This window comes from Streptomyces sp. NBC_00057, assembly GCF_045041165.1.
Taxonomy (GTDB): domain Bacteria; phylum Actinomycetota; class Actinomycetes; order Streptomycetales; family Streptomycetaceae; genus Streptomyces.
This window is the reverse complement of the sequence record NZ_CP108256.1, coordinates 6,578,082-6,595,264: the sequence shown is the minus strand read 5'-3', so window position 1 is coordinate 6,595,264 and position 17,183 is coordinate 6,578,082. Positions and strand designations below refer to the sequence as shown.

Below are 17,183 nucleotides of genomic sequence, written 5' to 3'. Positions count from 1 at the left end.
TTACGCGGCAGATGGGCGGGTGGCTGGGGGGCAGACCCGGCCCAGCTATACGATCAACCATCCGCAAGACCGAAAGCGTCGGCCCCAGGTCGCTTTCTTATGCCGCGCATACCGCAGGTGGAGTACGCCGTATCTCCACCCCGTCACTCCACCCTGGGGCGCACCAGGCCCGACTCGTAAGCAATTACTACCAATTGAGCCCGGTCCCGAGCTCCCAACTTCGCCATCGCCCTGTTCACATGGGTCTTGACGGTGAGCGGGCTGACGACGAGCCGCTCGGCGATCTCGTCGTTGGAGTGCCCGCCCGCGACCAGGACCAGCACCTCGCGTTCGCGGCCGGTGAGCGCGGCGAGCCGCTCGGAGCACTCCGCGGGGCTCGGCCCGTCACCACCCGAACTGCCGCCCTGCGCAAGGAAGGTGGCGATCAGGCCCTTGGTCGCGGCCGGCGAGAGCAGCGCCTCACCGCCCGCGGCGATACGGATGGCATTGAGCAGTTCCTCCGGTTCCGCCCCTTTGCCGAGAAAGCCGGACGCCCCGGCCCGCAGCGACTGCACCACGTACTCGTCCACCTCGAAGGTGGTGAGCATGACGACCCGTACGTCCGCCAGTTCGGGATCGGCACTGATCATCCGGGTGGCGGCGAGTCCGTCCGTACCGGGCATCCGGATGTCCATCAGCACCACGTCGGCACGCGTCGAGCGGGCCAGTTCCACGGCCTGTGCGCCGTCCGCCGCCTCGCCGACCACCTCCATGTCGGCCTCCGAGTCGACCAGCACCCGGAACGCGCTGCGCAGCAGCGCCTGGTCGTCGACGAGCAGCACCTTGATGGGCGGTGTCATGTGTTTTCCCCCGTCCGGCCCGCCGCGCCCGGCTCCTTGGGCTCTGCCGTGCGGGCCTTGACGGGCAGGATCGCATGAACCCGGAATCCGCCGCCGTAGCGGGGCCCCGCGGTGAGGGAGCCGCCGAGCGCGGTGACGCGTTCGCGCATACCGAGGAGGCCGTGACCGCCGCCGTCCCCGTTGCGGACGCCTCCGCCCGAACCGTTGTCGATCACGGTGACCTCGGCCGTGGCGCCGACCCGTACGACGCTCACCTCGGCCTTCGCCCCGGGGCCCGCGTGTTTGCGCACATTGGTCAGCGCCTCCTGGATCACCCGGTACGCGGCCAGGTCGACGGCCGCGGGCAGCGGGGGCCGCCGGTCGGTGCAGGCCACCTCGACCGGGAGCCCGGCCCGCCGGACGGTGTCCACCAACTCGTCGAGGACCGCGAGCCCCGGGGCCGGTTCGGTCGGCGCCTCCGGGTCGCCGGACTGACGCAGCAGCCCGACGGTGGCCCGCAGTTCGTTCAGCGCGGAGCGGCTGGCCTCCCGGACGTGGGCCAGCGCCTCCTTGGCCTGGTCGGGGCGCTTGTCCATGACGTGGGCGGCCACCCCGGCCTGGACATTGACCAGGGCGATGTGGTGGGCGACGACGTCGTGCAGTTCGCGGGCGATCCGCAGCCGTTCCTCGGCGACCCGGCGCCGGGCCTCCTCGTCACGGGTGCGCTCGGCCCGTTCGGCGCGCTCCCTGATCGCGTCGACGAAGGCGCGCCTGGAGCGTACGGCGTCCCCCGCGGCACCGGCCATGCCGGTCCAGGCGAAGACGCCGAAGTTCTCCTGGCTGTACCAGGGCGCCGGACCGAAGAACATCGCGGCGGCCGTCAGCGCGGCCATGGTCAGCAGACCGACCCGCCAGGTGGTGGGCCGGTCGGTGCGAGCGGCGACGGTGTAGAGCGCGATGACGGTGCTCATCACCACGGGCGCGGGCGGGTCGGATCGCACCAGCGCGACGATCGTCAGCCCGGCGGTGGCCGCGAGCACCGCCTTGGGATTGCGCCGCCGCCGGATGAGCGCCACGGCACCGAGCACCATCAGGAGCACACTGCTCGCCTCGGGCCTGAGAGTGCCGAAGGTGGGACGGTTCGGTACGCCCGGGCGGACGAACGACCCGATGATCATGGCCACCAGTACGGCCAGGGCGAGCGCTGTGTCCAGCGCGAGGGGATGGTCGCGCAGCCAGTGCCGGATGCGCAGAACCCCGGTTCCGAGGGTGGTCACGTCAAGCTACGTTACGGCGTGTCGCGCGCGAATCGGTCCGGGTCGTACGGAGAAACCGGCACGGAGCGCGCTGAACCGCCACAGCGCCGTGCCACGGACACAGCCGTGCCCCGTGTCCGGCGGACCGGACACGGGGCACGGACTTGTGCGGGTGCTGGAGAGCGACCGGCGTCAGCCGGGGATCAGGCCGTCGTCCCGGAGCATGGCGCGCACCTCTTCAAGGGTCGCGTCGGACGACGGCAGGATCAGCTCGGACGGCTCCAGGGAGTCGTCCGGCAAGGGTGTGCCGAACTCGCGCACCCTGGCGAGGAGTGCGTGGAGAGTGGAGCGGAAGCCGGGGCCGTCGCCGCTCTCCATCTCGGCGAGCAGTTCGTCGTCGAGCCTGTTGAGCTCGGCGAGATGGCTGTCGGCCAGTGCGACCTGGCCCTCCCCCATGATCCGTACGATCATGACGCTGCCTTAACTCTTGTCGAACCTGTGCGGGGACTGCGACGACTGCTGCTGCGCCGCATCCTGCGGGCCGCCCTCGATCGCCTGCTGCTGGGTGGAGCCGCCGGCCAGCTCGGCCTTCATGCGCTGCAGCTCCAGCTCCACATCCGTACCACCGGAGATCCGGTCCAGCTCGGCGGCGATGTCGTCCTTCGCCGTCCCGGTCGGGTCGTCCAGGGCGCCGGAGGCGAGCAGCTCGTCGATCGCGCCGGCCCGTGCCTGCAGCTGCTGGGTCTTGTCCTCGGCACGCTGGATCGCCAGGCCGACATCGCCCATCTCCTCGGAGATCCCGGAGAAGGCCTCGCCGATCCGGGTCTGCGCCTGGGCTGCGGTGTAGGTGGCCTTGATGGTCTCCTTCTTGGTACGGAAGGCATCGACCTTGGCCTGCAGCCGCTGGGCCGCGAGAGTGAGCTTCTCCTCCTCGCCCTGCAGCGTGGTGTGCTGCGTCTCCAGGTCGGTGACCTGCTGCTGGAGTGCGGCGCGCCGGGACAGCGCCTCGCGGGCCAGGTCCTCGCGGCCGAGCGCGAGCGCCTTGCGGCCCTGGTCCTCCAGCTTGGACGACTGACCCTGCAGCTGATTCAGCTGCAGCTCCAGCCGCTTGCGCGAGGTCGCCACATCGGCGACGCCGCGGCGCACCTTCTGAAGCAGCTCCAGCTGCTTCTGGTACGAGTAATCGAGGGTCTCGCGCGGATCCTCGGCCCGGTCAAGGGCCTTGTTTGCCTTCGCGCGGAAGATCATCCCCATACGCTTCATGACACCGCTCATGGGCTTCGCGCGCCCCCTTCTGACGGACTGAGCTCCAGCACTCCAACAGAACCCACAGTACGGGCCCTGCCTCTATTACCGCACTGTTCGAGCACGGATGTGCTCCTCCCCAAGGACGACTGCACCCGGTCACCGCTCCGGCCCAGGGAGTAGGTGGCGGTCGGGGAAACCGGTCGGGACGTCCGCGGCAAACCCATGGGGACACCTGCCAGGACGCAGGCCGTTGCCGGATCGTTCCCGACCGGCCTGGGGTCGCGGCGATCGAACCCGTACCCTTGGGCCTTGTGTTCCGTAGCCGTTCGAAGGAAGAGAAGGCGCCCACCAACAAGGTGACGGCGGACCTCTCCAAGCAGCCCCGCGACCCGCAGGCCCCCAAAGGTCGCCCCACCCCCAAGCGCAGCGATGCCCAGTCGCAGCGCCGTCGTGCCTCCAGTGGCGCGCCGCTCGACCGCAAGGAGGCCGCGAAGCGGCAGCGCGAAGCGCGCCGTGTGGACATGGCCAAGCAGCGTGAGGCGCTCGCCAGTGGCGACGAGCGCTATCTGCCGGTTCGCGACAAGGGCCCGGTGCGGCGCTTCGTCCGCGATTACGTGGACTCGCGTTTCTGCATCGCGGAGTTCTTCCTGCCGCTCGCCGTGATCATTCTGATCCTCAGCGTGATCCAGGTGCAGAACATCCAGACCATCTCGCTGCTGCTCTGGCTCATCGTGATCGTGCTGATCGTCATCGACTCGATCGGGCTCGCGTTCCGCCTGAAGAAGCAGCTGAACGAGCGCTTCCCCGATACGCCGAAGCGTGGCGCGGTCGCCTACGGTCTGATGCGTACGCTTCAGATGCGTCGGCTCCGGCTGCCGAAGCCGCAGGTCAAGCGTGGAGAGCGGCCCTGAGTACGGATATCTCCGGCTCGGCCGGTGGTCCGTCCGCCGACGCCGCTCCCGCCACCGTCACCGGATTCTCGGGAGCCTCCTCGGTGTGGCTGAAAGGGCTCGGCGGGCTGCGCAACTTCGTCCGCCAGGAGCTCGTCGCCCGGCAGATCGACGAGCAGATAGCGGCCCGCTTCCCGGTCGGGCAGCGACTGCGCATCCTCGACGTCGGCATGGGCCAGGGCACCCAGGCGCTGCGCCTGGCCAGGGCCGGTCACAGCGTGACGGGCCTGGAGTCCGACGCCGAGATGCTGCGGGTGGCCCGTGAGGCACTCGGCAGCGAGCCCGCGGGCATCCGCGAACGGGTCCGGCTCATCGAGGGCAACGGCCTGGACACCGGGGTGCACTTCCTGCCCGGCAGCTTCGACGTGGTGCTCTGCCACGGCGTGCTGATGTATGTCCGGGAGCCGGACGCGATGCTTGCCGGACTTGCCCGGATGCTGGCCCCGGGCGGACTGCTCTCGCTGCTCGTACGGAACGCCGATGCGCTGGCGATGCGGCCCGGGACCGCCGGGGACTGGGACGCGGCGCTGGCCGCCTTCGATACGGATGCGTACACCAATCGGCTGGGTCTCGCGGTGAGAGCCGACCGGCTGGACGCTCTGACGGCCACGCTCGCCGGTATCGCGGCCCCCCTGCACGCCTGGTACGGGGTGCGCGTCTTCACGGACAACGTGAGCAACGACGCGGAACTGCCGGCCGCCGACGAACTGGAGCGGGTACTGGCCGCGGAGGACCGCGCCGGACGGACCGATCCGTACCGCCGGGTGGCCGCGCTGCTTCATCTGTGCGGAGTGCGGGGCTAGAACCTCCGGGTCGCCGCCGGAGTTGTCCGGCGGCGTACCCGATCGGCCGAACTCAACAGGCCCCCAATGGGGCTAAAAGCAATAATTCGGACATGGATGCATCCCACTCCCGCAGCCGTGTACGCCATCTGCTGCTGCCTCTGACCACAGGTGTCTGCGCGGTCGCCCTGGTGAGCAGCTGCTCGGGCACGAAATCCGATTCTCCGGCCCAACCCACTACGTCGACCTCCGCTTCCCGGCCCGTCGGCGATCTCCAGAACGAATACCAGGACGTGATCAAGAACGTCCTGCCGTCGGTCGTGCAGATCGAAGCCTCCAACAGCCTGGGCTCCGGCGTCATCTACGACTCCAAGGGACATATCGTCACCAACGCCCATGTGGTCGGCAACGAGAAGACGTTCAAGGTCACCGTCGCCACAGGCGAGAAGGTGGTGGAGGCCTCGCTGGTCGCCGCCTATCCGGAACAGGATCTGGCCGTCATCAAGCTCGCCGGCGTCCCGGAAGGGCTGAAGCCCGCGAAGTTCGGCGACTCGGAGAAGGTCGAGGTGGGACAGATCGTGCTGGCGATGGGCTCGCCGCTCGGACTGTCCTCCAGCGTCACCCAGGGCATCGTCTCGGCGCTCGGCCGGACCGTCAGCGAAGGCCGCACGGGCGGTGGCACGGGCGCGACGATCGCGAACATGGTGCAGACCTCGGCGGCCATCAACCCGGGCAACAGCGGCGGTGCGCTGGTCAATCTGAACAGCGAGGTGATCGGCATCCCGACGCTGGGGGCGATCGACCCGCAGATGGGTGACAGCTCGGCGCCGGGGATCGGGTTCGCGATCCCCGTGTCGATGGTGAAGACGGTCGCCGATCAGATCATCAAGAGCGGCAAGGTCACCGACTCGGGCCGGGCGGCGCTGAACATCACCGGACGCACGGTCATCGACGACACCTACCGTCCGGTCGGGGTGGCGCTGGTCGGCGTGACGAAGGGCGGCGCCGCGGACAAGGCGGGGCTGCGGGTCGGCGATGTCATCACCAAGGTCGGAGATGTGCGGGTCCCGACGATCACGTCCCTGTCGGAGGCGCTGGCCTCGGACAAGCCGGGCGAGAAGGTCACGGTGACGTATCTGCGCAACGGGGCCGAGACGACGGCGCAGGTCACCCTGGGCGAGATCTAGCTCCCGGTCGTCGCCGTACAGGCCCGATCGGGGTCGTACGGGCCTGATGACCGCCGCACGACCCCGATCGTCAGTCGTACGGGGCCTGGAGACAGACCCAAGCCCGTACGGCTGTTCACGCGCCGGGGCGGATCAGCCCTGGTCGGCCTGGAGGCTCATGGGGCCGTAGATCTTTGTCGTGTCGTCGAAGAGCGTCACCTGGTCCGCCCCGCCGTCGAGGAGTTCCTTCCAGTACTCACCGATCCAGGACTCCGCATCGCCCTGCGTAGTGAATTCCTCCGGCTGCAGGGCCGGCTCCGTCTCCGTACCGTCGGACTTCTCGAACCGCCACGTCCACGCCATGTCCGCCTCCTGGGTCACTTTGCTGCCCGCAGCCTAGTGCCTCCAACCAGTGCGGGAACGGGTCCTGCGCCCACCCGGACACCCCCAAGTCGCGCACCCGCTGCGCGGACGCGGGAGGATCGGAGACGTGGAACTGACTCTGCTCGGCACCGGAGCCCCCGACGGGCTGCCGCGGCCCGAATGTCCCTGTGCCGCCTGCGCCACCGCCCGCGGTATGCGCTCGCGGGCCGCGACCGCACTGCTCGTCGACGACGCGCTGCTGCTCGATCTCACCCCGGGGGCCGTGTTCGCCGCAGCCCGTGCGGGGCATTCGCTCACCGGCGTACGGCAGGTGCTGCTCACCCATCCGCACGACGGGCCCGCCGTGGAACTGCCCGCCGGACTGCCTCCGGCGGGACGCGTGCCGGACGGGCGGGAGCTGACGCTGATCAGCGGTCACCGGGTGAGGGCGGTGCCGATGGACGCGCCGGGGACGGGTTACGAGGTGACGGCTCCGGAGGGCGCACGGCTGCTCTACCTGCCGCCGGGCGCCGCGCCCTCCGGTCTCGCGGACCGGGTGGCACAGCCCTACGACATGGTGGTCGGCGATGTGGTCGGGCGGCCGGACGCGGTGGCGCGGCTGCGGGCCGTCGAGGCGATCGGGCCGACCACCGAGATCATCGCCGTCCATCTGGACCATGACGCACCGCCCGGCGTCGAGCTGGACCGGCGGCTCGCGGCGGCCGGCGCGCGGACCGTGCCCGACGGGACGACGCTGGTGGTGGGCGAGTACCGCTCGGTGCCGGACGTGCCGCGGCGCACGCTGGTGACGGGCGGTGCCAGATCGGGGAAGTCGGTGGAGGCCGAGCGACGTCTGGAGACGTTCCCCGAGGTGGTGTACGTGGCGACCGGTGGCGGCAGGGAAGGGGACGCGGAGTGGGCGGCCCGGATCGGGCTGCACCGGGACCGCAGGCCGGCCGCCTGGCGCACCGAGGAGACCTGTGAGCTGGTGGAGCTGCTGGAGTCGGACGGGCCGCCGCTGCTGATCGACTGTCTGTCGCTGTGGCTGACGGATGCGATGGACCGGGTGGATGCCTGGGACGACGCGGCGTGGGCGAACGGCGGCGAGAGCGCGTTGCGGGAGCGGACCGCCGAGCTGGTCGCCGCGGTGCGCGGAACACGGCGCACGGTCGTCGCCGTGACCAATGAGACCGGCTCGGGCGTAGTGCCCGCGACGGCTGCCGGTCGGCGGTTCCGGGACGAGCTGGGCCGGTTGAACGCCGCGTTCGCCGACGAGTGCGAACAGGTGCTGCTGGTGGTGTCCGGACAGGCGCTGACGCTGCGCGGCTGACCGGGACTCGGCAACGCGGAACGCAGAAACGCAACGCAGGGACGGGACGCGAGAACAGGAGGAGCGGACATGGCACGTGTGCGACCGATGCTGAACGGGGTCCCGGAGACCTTGTTGTGGACGCTCTACAACCGGGCGTACGAGGCCGGGCAGCCCTATCCCGTGCTGGATGATCCGATGGCGCTCCGATTGCTGAAGGATCTGGACTACCCCTTCGAGGAACGGTTCGGGCGGCCGAACGCGTTCCACTCACAGGCCCAGGGGCTGCGCTCGCGCTGCTTCGACCTGGCCGTGCAGGGGTATCTCGCCGACCGGCCGCAGGCCACTGTGGTCGCGCTCGGCGACGGTCTGGAGACCGGCTTCTGGAGGGTCGACAACGACCGGCTGAACTGGCTGAGCGTGGAACTGCCCGAGGTCGCCGAGCTGCGCCGGGCGCTGCTGCCCGCCTCGGACCGGCTGCGCACCCTGTCCCGTTCGGCAACCGATCTGTCGTGGCTGAACGAGATCGAGGACCCGGAGGGACGCGGTGTTGTCGTCACGACGCAGGGTCTGCTGATGTATCTGCCCCCCAAGGAGGTACGGAGGATCCTGGCGGCCTGTGCCGAACGGCTGCCCGGCGGCATCCTCGTACTGGACACGATGGCGCGCTGGCCGGCCAGGGGCACGGTGGCCGGCGCGTCGAAGGTCGGCGGGATGACCATTGCGCCGATGCGCTGGGCGATGAACCCCGGCGAGCGGCACAAGCTGCGCAGTGCGCACCCGGGGATCACCGAGGTGCGGGCGCTGCGGCTGCCGCGGGGGCGGGGCGCGATGGGCGAGCTGATCCGGATCCAGTCGCTGCTCCCGGGGCTGCGGACCCTGACGCCCGCGATGACGCAGCTGCGGTTCGGGGGCAGAACCTCGCACTGACCGGGTGCCGGAAACGTGGCGGTACTGTTCCGCAGTGAGCCCGCCGCCGGGCTCACCGGCCCACTCCACGTATCGACCCGCGAGGCAGACCCCCGTGAATCTGGACGACTTCTCCGACCTGATCGAACGCCCCGACGGCGGCGTACGGCGCGACGCCGAGGAACGACGGGAGCGCCTGGTCGTTCCCCCGGGCGCCCTCGGCCGCCTGGACGAGCTGGGCGAATGGCTCTCGGCCGCCCAGCAGTCCGTACCGGTCAAGGCGATCGAGCAGCCGCGCGTGGTGCTCTTCGCCGGTGACCACGGGGTTGCCGAACTGGGCGTCTCCGGGCGCGCGGCCGGGACTGCGTACGAGCTGGTTCGGGCCACGCTGGAGGGTGCGACTCCGCTCGCCGTGCTGGCGCGCCAGTTCTCCGTACCGGTACGGATCGTCGACGCCGCTCTGGACTGCGACCCCGAACTGCTGCCCGAGTCGGTGGTACGTCACCGGGTGCGGCGCGGGTGCGGCCGGATCGACATCGAGGACGCGCTGACGGCCGAGGAGGCCGAGCAGGCGGTACGTCTCGGCATGGCGATCGCCGACGAGGAGGCCGACTCGGGCACCGATCTGGTGGTGCTCGGCGATCTGAGCGTCGGCGGTACGACGGCCGCGGCCACGCTGATCGCGGCGCTGTGCGGCACGGACGCCTCGGTGGTCACCGGGCGCGGCGGTGCGGGGATCGACGATCTGGCGTGGATGCGCAAGTGTGCGGCGATCCGGGACGCGCTGCGACGGGCCAGGCCGGTCCTCGGTGATCAGCTGGAGCTGCTGGCCACGGTGGGCGGTGCGGACCTGGCGGCGATGACCGGGTTCCTGCTGCAGTGCGCGGTGCGCAGGCTGCCGGTCATTCTGGACGGTGTGGTCTCGTCGGCCTGTGCGCTGGTGGGTCAGCGGGCGGCCTTCCGGGCGCCGGACTGGTGGCTGGCGGGTCAGGCGAGCGGCGAGCCCGCGCAGGCCAAGGCGCTGGACCGGATGGCACTCAACCCGTTGCTGGACCACGGCGTCATCGTGGGCGAAGGAAGTGGGGCACTGCTCGCACTTCCGCTTGTCCGGGCCGCGGCCGCGCTGGCGGCGGAGCTGCCCGAGCGTGCACCCGTCGCCGACGAGAAGGACGGCGCCGGCGAAGGAACCGACGGAAACGACGCGGACGGCGACGCGACCGACGGCTGACGGACCCTGCAGTGCTGCGGCCGCCGAGCACCGGCCGCAGCACAGTCTCCTCATGCAGCGCGATGCACCATATGATCGCTTTTCATGGGAGAGGTCCGATTGGCCACCGAGGAATCCGGGCGGGGCAGCACCCGACCACCGAGCACCGTCCGGTCACGCCGCAGCGCCGCGTTCGCCATCTGGTATCTGCGCGTCGTGTCGTTCATCAATTTCCTGAGCGCCGTCTGGGTCACTCTCGGCAATGATCTGCGCCGTCACAACACCGCGAACTACTTCACCCCGTACCTGCTCACCGCGGGCTTCTCCTCCGGGGTGGTCGCGCTCTTCCTCGCGGTGACCATGCGCCGCCGCAAGCGGGCCGCGTGGATCGTGAACATGGTGGTGAGCAGCCTTCTGCTGCTGCTCTTCGCCCTGGTGATTCCGTTCCCGGAGGTCCGGCAGTACCCGCAGAACTGGATCTCGCTGGCGCTGACCGCCGCTTTCGTCCTGGCGCTCGTCCTCGGCCGGCGCGAGTTCTACGCGAAGGGCGACCGGTCCAATCCGAAACTGGCCGCCGTCGTCGCGGCCGGCGGGCTGCTGGTCACCTCGCTGATCGCCGCGGGCCTGGTCACCCTCACCAACACCGCGCACGACGAATACCGTTCGTCCTTCCTGGACCGCTGGCGCTACGGCGCCCTGCGGCTGGTCTCGGTCGCCGCCAACGATGTCGATTTCCCCGGAATCACCACGCCCGGCTGGGTCAATGTCACCATCAACATCCTCTCCACGCTGCTGCTGATCGCCGTCGTGTACGCGGCGTTCCGGGCCCGCCGGGCCGTCGACCCGATCACCCCGAAGGACGAGGCCCGGCTGCGGGCGCTGCTCGACAAGCACGGCGACCGCGACTCGCTCGGCTACTTCGCACTGCGCCGGGAGAAGAGCGTCATCTGGTCACCGACCGGGAAGGCCGCCGTCGCCTACCGGGTGGTCGGCGGGGTCTCGCTCGCCTCCGGTGATCCCATCGGCGACCCGGAGGCCTGGCCCGGAGCGATCGATCCGTGGCTGGCCGAGGCCCGCGAGCACGGCTGGATCCCGGCGGTGATGGGCGTGAGCGAGGAGGGCGGCACCGTCTACGCGCGGCACGGCCTCGACGCCCTGGAACTGGGCGACGAAGCGATCGTGGAGACCGCCGAGTTCACCCTCGAAGGACGCGCGATGCGGACCGTCCGCCAGGCGTACAACCGGGTCAGGCGCGCCGGGTACGACGTGACCGTGCGCCGGCACGCCGACATCCCCGACGACGAGATGGCCGAACTGGTGCGGCGCGCCGACGACTGGCGCGACGGGCCGACCGAACGCGGCTTCTCGATGGCGCTGGGCCGGCTCGGCGATCCGGCCGACGGGCAGTGCGTGATGCTCGAATGCCGCAACGCGCCCACCGAAGAGGGCGGCGGGCCCGGCGAGTTGCGAGCCGTACTGAGCTTTGTGCCATGGGGACCGAACGGCCTCTCGCTGGACCTGATGCGCCGTGACCGGGACGCCGAGAACGGCCTGATGGAATTCATGGTCATCGAACTCCTGCAGCGTGCCGAAGAGATCGGGATCACCCAGGTCTCACTGAACTTCGCGATGTTCCGGTCCGTCTTCGAGCGGGGTTCACGGCTCGGCGCCGGACCGGTGCTGAGGCTGTGGCGCTCCATGCTCAGCTTCTTCTCGCGCTGGTGGCAGATCGAGTCGCTCTACCGCGCCAACGCCAAGTACCGACCGATCTGGGAGCCGCGCTTCATGCTCTTCGAGAAGAGCTCCGACCTCCTGCGCATCGGCCTCGCCGCGGGCCGCGCCGAAGGGTTCCTGGAGGCACCCGGTCTGCCCAAGTGGATGCATCGCTCGCATCTCGGGGCCGGTGGATGAGACCCGTACGCGCGCTGGGCCGGGCGGCTCGCCGCGAGTGGGGTCCGCTCGCGGGGACCGTACGCGCAGGGCTCGCCGCCTCCCGGCTGCGGGCTGTCCCGATGACGCTGACCTCGGTCTGTCTGACGGCGCTGCTCCATGCGGTGCAGAACCAGTCGTGGGGCTTCGGAGTGGTACGCGAGCTCGGGGCGGTGCGGGCCGAGGATCCGTTGTGGCAGGCCCTGCTGCGTACCCCGTTGTCGCTGTTCGTCCCGGCGCCGGATCTGCCGGTGTGGGGGGCGCTGGTGCAGATCCTGGTGGTGTTCGGGAGCGCCGAGATCTGCCTCGGCCGATGGCGCACACTCGTGATCGCGCACGTCGCGACGGTGGCCGGGACGCTGTACGCGCGGATCGGTGTCGCGCTCGGTCCTGACGGGCTGTTCGGGCTGCCCGCCTCCGACGCCCGGGTCGTCGACACCGGTCCGTCGGCGGCGGTGGTCGGTGTCGCCGTCTATGTGTGCTGCGTCTACCGGGCCTGGTTCACCGGGGCGCTGGTGGTCGTGGCGATGGTCGTCGAGGTGCTCTTCAAGAACAATCTGGCCGGCAAGGAGCATCTGGCGGCGATCGCCGCGGTGCTCGTGCTGTGCGCCGTCATGGTCGGCCGGGACCGGCATCCGCGCCGCCGTGATCAGGGCTTGCGTACGGGGGCCGGAGCCCGGTCCGGTGCGCCGCCGATCAGGTCCTGGAATCTGCGGCGCGGACCCGCCCAGCGCACATCGTGGTGGTAGGCGCGCAGCACCGCCCGGGCGCGGGCGCGGTGGCGGTTGCGGTAGAAGCGCTTCGCCCACATCGAGGTCGGCCGGGCCAGCCGGATCGCCCCGATCAGCGCGACGAACGGGACGAGGGTGCCGACGACCGCGAGCCGCGCCTTGCCCTTGAACAGGGCGATCAGCACGAAGCAGAAGTTGACGACCAGGGTCAGGATGACGCCGAGCCTGCCCTGCTGCTGGTCACTGCTCAGCTCGTTCACGCCGAGCGGTGAGAAGCCGGCCAGGACCAGCAGCACCAGCGCCGCGGTGAGGACCACGACCTCCACGCTCTGGCGGCCCTCCTCGGTCCAGTACACATCGTCGAGGTGGAGGATCAGGGCGAACTCGTCCAGCACCAGACCCGCACCCATGCCGAAGATCACCGCACAGACCCCCGCGGTGACACCCTGGCGGCCACTGGCGACCGCCCCGAAGCCACCGATGACGCTCAGCACCACACCGGGCACCACATGGTGGACATGCACTCCGCCGGGCGTGATGTTGCGGAACGGGCCCTTCCCGGCCCGGATCATCCGCGTGATGACCCGGGTGATGGCGAAGGTGAGCACGAAGGCGGCCAGGGCGAGGAGCAGCGGCAGCTTTCCCGGCTCGACGATGTTCTGATCGAACCAGTGACCCATGCCACCCACTCCCGATAAGCCGCTTTTGCCACGATCTGCCGTGTTCTGCACAATCTATCGGCCCGTCACACCGATTAGCCTGCGCGCCGTGACTTCCCTGAACAGCCATGGCCTGCGCTTCGCCTTCGGCACCCTGACCGTGCTCCCCGTCCGCGTCACCCGCTGGGACCGCCAGGCCGCCCGCGCCGGGATGCTGTGCGCGCCGCTAGCCGGTCTCGTCGTGGGGCTGCTCGCAGCGGTGCCCGGCTGTCTGTTGCTGCTGCTCGGCTCCGGTCCACTGCTCGCCGCGGTCGCCTCCGCCGCCGTACCGGCGGTACTGACCCGGGGTCTGCATCTGGACGGTCTCGCGGACACCGCCGACGGCCTGGGCAGCGGCAAGCCCGCCGACGATGCCCTGCGGATCATGAAGCAGTCGGACATCGGGCCATTCGGTGTGATCACCCTGCTGTTCGTGCTGCTGGCCCAGGTCGCGGTCCTCCACCAGCTCTACGGGCAGAGCTGGGCGCACGGCGCGGTGGCGGCGGTCGTCGCCGCGGTGACCGCCCGGCTGGCGCTCACCCTGGCTTCCCGTCAGGGCGTACCGGCTGCCCGTCCGGAAGGGCTGGGTGCGGCGGTGGCGGGGACGGTCACGGTCCGGGCCGCGGTGACGGTCGGGGCCGTCACGGTCGCGGCCTGTGCGGGTGCCGGTGCGCTCCTCGGCGGGTACGGGGCGCTGCACCATGCCCTCGCCGCGCTGACCGCCCTCGGCGTCGCCCAACTCCTGCTGCGGCACTGTGTGCGGCGCTTCGGCGGGGTGACCGGCGATGTCTTCGGCGCACTGGCGGAGACGGCGGCGACGGCGGCCCTGGTGGTCCTGGCACTCGGTTAGGGGCGGGCCTTCGGGCACTCCTGGCGCCACACGCCCAGCTCGTACTTCTTCCGCAGTGAACTGAGCCCGAGCCGCTTCGACCCGGCGCAGAACCGGGCGACCGGCAGCTCGTACTCCACATGGAAGACGGCCTTGCCCGCCTTCACGAACGGTGTGAGGGCATCGCACTCCCCGTACTGCGCGCACTGCTCATTGACCGCGAAGTCGAAGTCCGGCTCCAGCTCCGGTATCTGACCGAGGTCGTTCTTCAGGCCGACGGCGAGTCCATGGCGGTGGGCGATACGGGCGATGAGCCGGTTGTAGCGCAACTGGTCGGCGGCGGTCAGCGGGAAGCCCGTGCGGTTTCGGTAGCCGTCCATGTTGTCGGGCTCCACCGCGTCGAAGCCCTTCTTCGCGCACATCGCGATCCGCGCCTCCATCAGCGGCTCCAGGACGTCCGTACGGCGGATGTCGAGCCACCGCTCCCCCGCCCAGCCGTTGCCCTTTCCCCGTACCGAGGCGGGGAACTTCCCGGCGTCCGGGCGGAACTCCTCCCAGGCGCCGGTGGAGAGGTAGCAGATCACCTTGCGGCCCCGGCGGTGCAGGTCGGCGACGGCCGAAGCCTTGTGCTCGAAACCGTCGATGTCGTACACCGGGACGTCCACCGTGGGGTCCAGCCGGCCGGAGAGCTGCCACTGCCAGCCGATGCCCGGCTCCGGCCGCCAACGGGCCGTGCCGGCGGGTGCCGGCGCCGAGGTGCAGCCGGCCAGCAGGACCAGCAGAATCAGTAGGGAGCCCAGCGCCGGTCCCGGCCGGGTCGCGCGTGCAGCCCCACAGGCGCGCATGGTTCTCCCCCCGTCGGTCCGGCACCACCAACGACCCTACTTCCACGGCACGTTCCAGCTGCACGGCTCCGGCCCCGGCCGCCCGGAACCGAGGCATCGACGCCACAACGGGCCGCCGACGTGATCCCGCAGCAAAGGCGCGCGTAGGCTCATTCCCGGCACATTGCGGCGGCGTCTACGATGCGCCGGGCACGGTCGGCCCACCCCTCGACCGACAACGAACTCAACGGAAGCGAGATTTCACCACCGTGACTGCTCTCACTCTCAGCACTGCCGGTGCGGCGACGCTGCGCGCCGACGCACTCGTCGTCGGCGTCGCCAAGGGCGCTGGATCCAAGTCTGGGGACCTGGTCCTCGCACCGGGCGCCGAGGCCGTGGACAAGGCGTTCGACGGAAAGCTCGCCACCGTCCTGGAGGCCCTGGGCGCCACAGGTGCCGAGGGCGAGGTGACCAAGCTCCCCGCTCCCGCCGACCTCAAGGCCCCGGTCGTCATCGCGGCCGGACTCGGCTCCGTCCCGGAGAAGGACGCGGCGTACGACGCCGAGGTGCTGCGCCGGGCCGCGGGCTCGGCCGCCCGTGCCCTGAGCGGTTCGAAGAAGGCCGGCTTCGCGCTGCCCATCGAGTCCGCCGAGGACGCCGAGGCGATCGCCGAGGGCGCGCTCCTCGGTGCGTACGCCTTCACCGCGTACCAGGGCGGCGAGAACAAGCTGGCGCCCAAGGACAAGAAGAACGGCAACGGCGCGAAGCTGCCGCTCGGCGAGGTCGCCCTGCTCGGTGCCAAGCCGCGCGACAAGGCGTTCAAGGCGGCCGCCGAGCGTGCCGTCGCGGTCGTCGAGGAGATCAACCGGGCCCGCGACCTGATCAACACCCCGCCGAACGACCTGTACCCCGAGTCCTTCGCCGCCGTGGCCACCGCCGCCGGCAAGGAGCACGGCATCAAGGTGCAGGTCCTCGACGAGAAGGCGCTCGTCAAGGGCGGCTTCGGCGGTCTGCTGGGCGTCGGCCAGGGCTCGACCCACGGCCCGCGTCTGGTGAAGCTCGCCTACACGCACCCGAAGGCGGAGAAGACCCTGGCCCTGGTAGGCAAGGGCATCACCTACGACTCGGGCGGCATCTCGCTGAAGCCGGCCGGCCATAACGAGACGATGAAGTGCGACATGAGCGGCGCCGCCGCCGTGTTCGCAGCCGTCGTCGCGGCCGCCCGTCTCGGCCTCCAGGTCAATGTCACCGGCTGGCTGGCGCTCGCGGAGAACATGCCGTCCGGCAACGCCACCCGCCCCGGTGACGTGCTGCGCATGTACAGCGGCAAGACCGTCGAGGTCCTCAACACGGACGCCGAGGGCCGGCTCGTCCTCGCCGACGCGCTGACCCGCGCCTCCGAGGAGAACCCGGACGCGATCGTCGACGTGGCGACCCTGACCGGCGCGATGGTGCTGGCACTGGGCAACCGCACCTTCGGCATCATGGCGAACGACGACGCCTTCCGTGCCTCCATCCACGAGATCGCCGAGGAGGTCGGCGAGGCTTCCTGGCCGATGCCGCTCCCCGCCGACCTGCGCAAGGGGATGGACTCCCCGACCGCCGACATCGCCAACATGGGCGAGCGGATGGGCGGCGGCCTGGTGGCCGGTCTGTTCCTGCAGGAGTTCGTGGGCGAGGGCATTGCCTGGGCGCACCTGGACATCGCGGGCCCGGCCTTCCACGAGGGCGCGCCGTACGGCTACACGCCGAAGGGCGGCACCGGTTCCGCCGTCCGCACGCTGGTGAAGCTGGCGGAGCGCACCGCTGCCGGAGACCTCGGCTGAGGTCGCAGCCGACATACGGCCCCGGGCATACGTCCGGGGCCGTATGTGTTCCCCCGGTGGCATCGCAGCACGGATCCGGCAGGTTTCGCTCTCAACGAAATCAGTAGGCCCTCCCGTTTCCCACCACCACCCTTCCAAGGCCGCGCTGCGCGCCTATCTTTTTATTTCTACGCAGCGGTAATCACCCGAGACGGATGATCATCCGTCTCAGACCCGGGCCCCGCGTCCCGCCCACCGTCAACAAGTGCGAAGATGGGTTCTCGGCAGGACAGGGCCCCCACCACAGGGCCGAACACAAAAAAGCGGCCGAACACCAGCCGACCGGCCGGTCATCCCCC

At 70.5% G+C, this 17,183-nt stretch carries 17 protein-coding genes; 10 read left to right on the top strand and 7 right to left on the bottom strand.

All coding sequences use genetic code 11. The annotated features are described in order from the left end of the window. Positions 1–143: 143 nt before the first annotated feature. The 4 genes from OG953_RS31080 to OG953_RS31065 all read right to left on the bottom strand — a co-directional run bounded on the left by OG953_RS31080 (position 144) and on the right by OG953_RS31065 (position 3,337). A complete protein-coding gene (locus OG953_RS31080; RefSeq protein WP_405688494.1) occupies positions 144–839 on the bottom strand; it encodes a response regulator in 696 nt (231 codons plus the stop codon). Further along, positions 836–2,095: a sensor histidine kinase gene (locus OG953_RS31075; protein ID WP_405688492.1), complete on the bottom strand. Its 1,260-nt coding sequence runs from the start codon at positions 2,093–2,095 to the stop codon at positions 836–838. Before OG953_RS31075 ends, OG953_RS31080 begins: the two co-directional genes overlap by 4 nt. A 171-nt stretch (positions 2,096–2,266) precedes the next feature. Further along, positions 2,267–2,545 (bottom strand): PspA-associated protein PspAA, encoded by a 279-nt coding sequence (locus OG953_RS31070; RefSeq protein WP_093893563.1) that lies wholly within the window; start codon positions 2,543–2,545, stop codon positions 2,267–2,269. A 9-nt stretch (positions 2,546–2,554) separates the two neighbouring features. Beyond that, the gene (locus tag OG953_RS31065; RefSeq protein ID WP_093893567.1) at positions 2,555–3,337 is read right to left on the bottom strand and encodes a PspA/IM30 family protein; all 783 of its coding nucleotides are present in this window, start codon (positions 3,335–3,337) and stop codon (positions 2,555–2,557) included. 296 nt (positions 3,338–3,633) lie between these two features. Here OG953_RS31065 and OG953_RS31060 point away from each other — a divergent pair, with 296 nt between their 5' ends. From OG953_RS31060 to OG953_RS31050, 3 genes are all read left to right on the top strand, one after another. Next, entirely contained in the window at positions 3,634–4,233 is a 600-nt protein-coding gene (locus OG953_RS31060) for a DUF3043 domain-containing protein (protein ID WP_405688490.1), read from the top strand. Between the two features lie 83 nt (positions 4,234–4,316). After that, entirely contained in the window at positions 4,317–5,075 is a 759-nt protein-coding gene (locus OG953_RS31055; protein WP_405688489.1) for a class I SAM-dependent methyltransferase, read from the top strand. Between the two features lie 92 nt (positions 5,076–5,167). Then, positions 5,168–6,241 (top strand): S1C family serine protease, encoded by a 1,074-nt coding sequence (locus tag OG953_RS31050; RefSeq protein ID WP_405688487.1) that lies wholly within the window; start codon positions 5,168–5,170, stop codon positions 6,239–6,241. A 132-nt stretch (positions 6,242–6,373) separates the two neighbouring features. On the opposite strand, the gene OG953_RS31045 is transcribed toward OG953_RS31050, so the two are convergent. Then, complete coding sequence (locus OG953_RS31045; protein WP_093893560.1) at positions 6,374–6,583, bottom strand: hypothetical protein; 210 nt, start codon at positions 6,581–6,583, stop codon at positions 6,374–6,376. 127 nt (positions 6,584–6,710) lie between these two features. Here OG953_RS31045 and OG953_RS31040 point away from each other — a divergent pair, with 127 nt between their 5' ends. The 5 genes from OG953_RS31040 to OG953_RS31020 all read left to right on the top strand — a co-directional run bounded on the left by OG953_RS31040 (position 6,711) and on the right by OG953_RS31020 (position 12,686). Beyond that, positions 6,711–7,913 (top strand): bifunctional adenosylcobinamide kinase/adenosylcobinamide-phosphate guanylyltransferase, encoded by a 1,203-nt coding sequence (locus OG953_RS31040; RefSeq protein ID WP_405688485.1) that lies wholly within the window; start codon positions 6,711–6,713, stop codon positions 7,911–7,913. A 69-nt stretch (positions 7,914–7,982) separates the two neighbouring features. After that, positions 7,983–8,822 carry a class I SAM-dependent methyltransferase gene (locus tag OG953_RS31035; RefSeq protein ID WP_405688483.1) on the top strand — a complete coding sequence of 280 codons (840 nt, stop codon included), beginning with the start codon at positions 7,983–7,985 and terminating at the stop codon, positions 8,820–8,822. A 94-nt stretch (positions 8,823–8,916) separates the two neighbouring features. Further along, positions 8,917–10,029 (top strand): nicotinate-nucleotide--dimethylbenzimidazole phosphoribosyltransferase, encoded by a 1,113-nt coding sequence (cobT, locus tag OG953_RS31030; RefSeq protein WP_405688481.1) that lies wholly within the window; start codon positions 8,917–8,919, stop codon positions 10,027–10,029. Positions 10,030–10,113: 84 nt separating this feature from the next. After that, positions 10,114–11,919 (top strand): phosphatidylglycerol lysyltransferase domain-containing protein, encoded by a 1,806-nt coding sequence (locus OG953_RS31025; RefSeq protein ID WP_405688479.1) that lies wholly within the window; start codon positions 10,114–10,116, stop codon positions 11,917–11,919. Beyond that, complete coding sequence (locus OG953_RS31020; protein WP_405688477.1) at positions 11,916–12,686, top strand: hypothetical protein; 771 nt, start codon at positions 11,916–11,918, stop codon at positions 12,684–12,686. Before OG953_RS31025 ends, OG953_RS31020 begins: the two co-directional genes overlap by 4 nt. On the opposite strand, the gene OG953_RS31015 is transcribed toward OG953_RS31020, so the two are convergent. Continuing rightward, complete coding sequence (locus tag OG953_RS31015; RefSeq protein ID WP_266361871.1) at positions 12,587–13,348, bottom strand: hypothetical protein; 762 nt, start codon at positions 13,346–13,348, stop codon at positions 12,587–12,589. The genes OG953_RS31020 and OG953_RS31015 overlap by 100 nt on opposite strands. 88 nt (positions 13,349–13,436) lie before the next feature. Between OG953_RS31015 and OG953_RS31010 the strand changes: the two genes are divergently transcribed. After that, on the top strand, positions 13,437–14,216 hold the full coding sequence (locus OG953_RS31010) for an adenosylcobinamide-GDP ribazoletransferase (RefSeq protein WP_405688474.1): 780 nt from the start codon (positions 13,437–13,439) through the stop codon (positions 14,214–14,216). On the opposite strand, the gene OG953_RS31005 is transcribed toward OG953_RS31010, so the two are convergent. Next, entirely contained in the window at positions 14,213–15,040 is an 828-nt protein-coding gene (locus OG953_RS31005; RefSeq protein ID WP_405688473.1) for an endo alpha-1,4 polygalactosaminidase, read from the bottom strand. The two genes, OG953_RS31010 and OG953_RS31005, sit on opposite strands and share 4 nt — an antisense overlap. A gap of 248 nt (positions 15,041–15,288) precedes the next feature. On the opposite strand from OG953_RS31005, the gene OG953_RS31000 reads away from it, so the two are divergent. After that, entirely contained in the window at positions 15,289–16,845 is a 1,557-nt protein-coding gene (locus tag OG953_RS31000) for a leucyl aminopeptidase (RefSeq protein WP_405688471.1), read from the top strand. Positions 16,846–17,183 lie beyond the last annotated feature (338 nt).

Coding starts and splice junctions, on each gene's coding strand:
- OG953_RS31080 (WP_405688494.1), bottom strand. CDS start 839: ATGACACCGCCCATCAAGGTGCTGCTCGTCGACGACCAGGCGCTGCTG.
- OG953_RS31070 (WP_093893563.1), bottom strand. CDS start 2,545: ATGATCGTACGGATCATGGGGGAGGGCCAGGTCGCACTGGCCGACAGC.
- OG953_RS31065 (WP_093893567.1), bottom strand. CDS start 3,337: ATGAAGCGTATGGGGATGATCTTCCGCGCGAAGGCAAACAAGGCCCTT.
- OG953_RS31050 (WP_405688487.1), top strand. CDS start 5,168: ATGGATGCATCCCACTCCCGCAGCCGTGTACGCCATCTGCTGCTGCCT.
- OG953_RS31045 (WP_093893560.1), bottom strand. CDS start 6,583: ATGGCGTGGACGTGGCGGTTCGAGAAGTCCGACGGTACGGAGACGGAG.
- OG953_RS31035 (WP_405688483.1), top strand. CDS start 7,983: ATGGCACGTGTGCGACCGATGCTGAACGGGGTCCCGGAGACCTTGTTG.
- OG953_RS31025 (WP_405688479.1), top strand. CDS start 10,114: ATGGGAGAGGTCCGATTGGCCACCGAGGAATCCGGGCGGGGCAGCACC.
- OG953_RS31020 (WP_405688477.1), top strand. CDS start 11,916: ATGAGACCCGTACGCGCGCTGGGCCGGGCGGCTCGCCGCGAGTGGGGT.
- OG953_RS31015 (WP_266361871.1), bottom strand. CDS start 13,348: ATGGGTCACTGGTTCGATCAGAACATCGTCGAGCCGGGAAAGCTGCCG.
- OG953_RS31005 (WP_405688473.1), bottom strand. CDS start 15,040: ATGCGCGCCTGTGGGGCTGCACGCGCGACCCGGCCGGGACCGGCGCTG.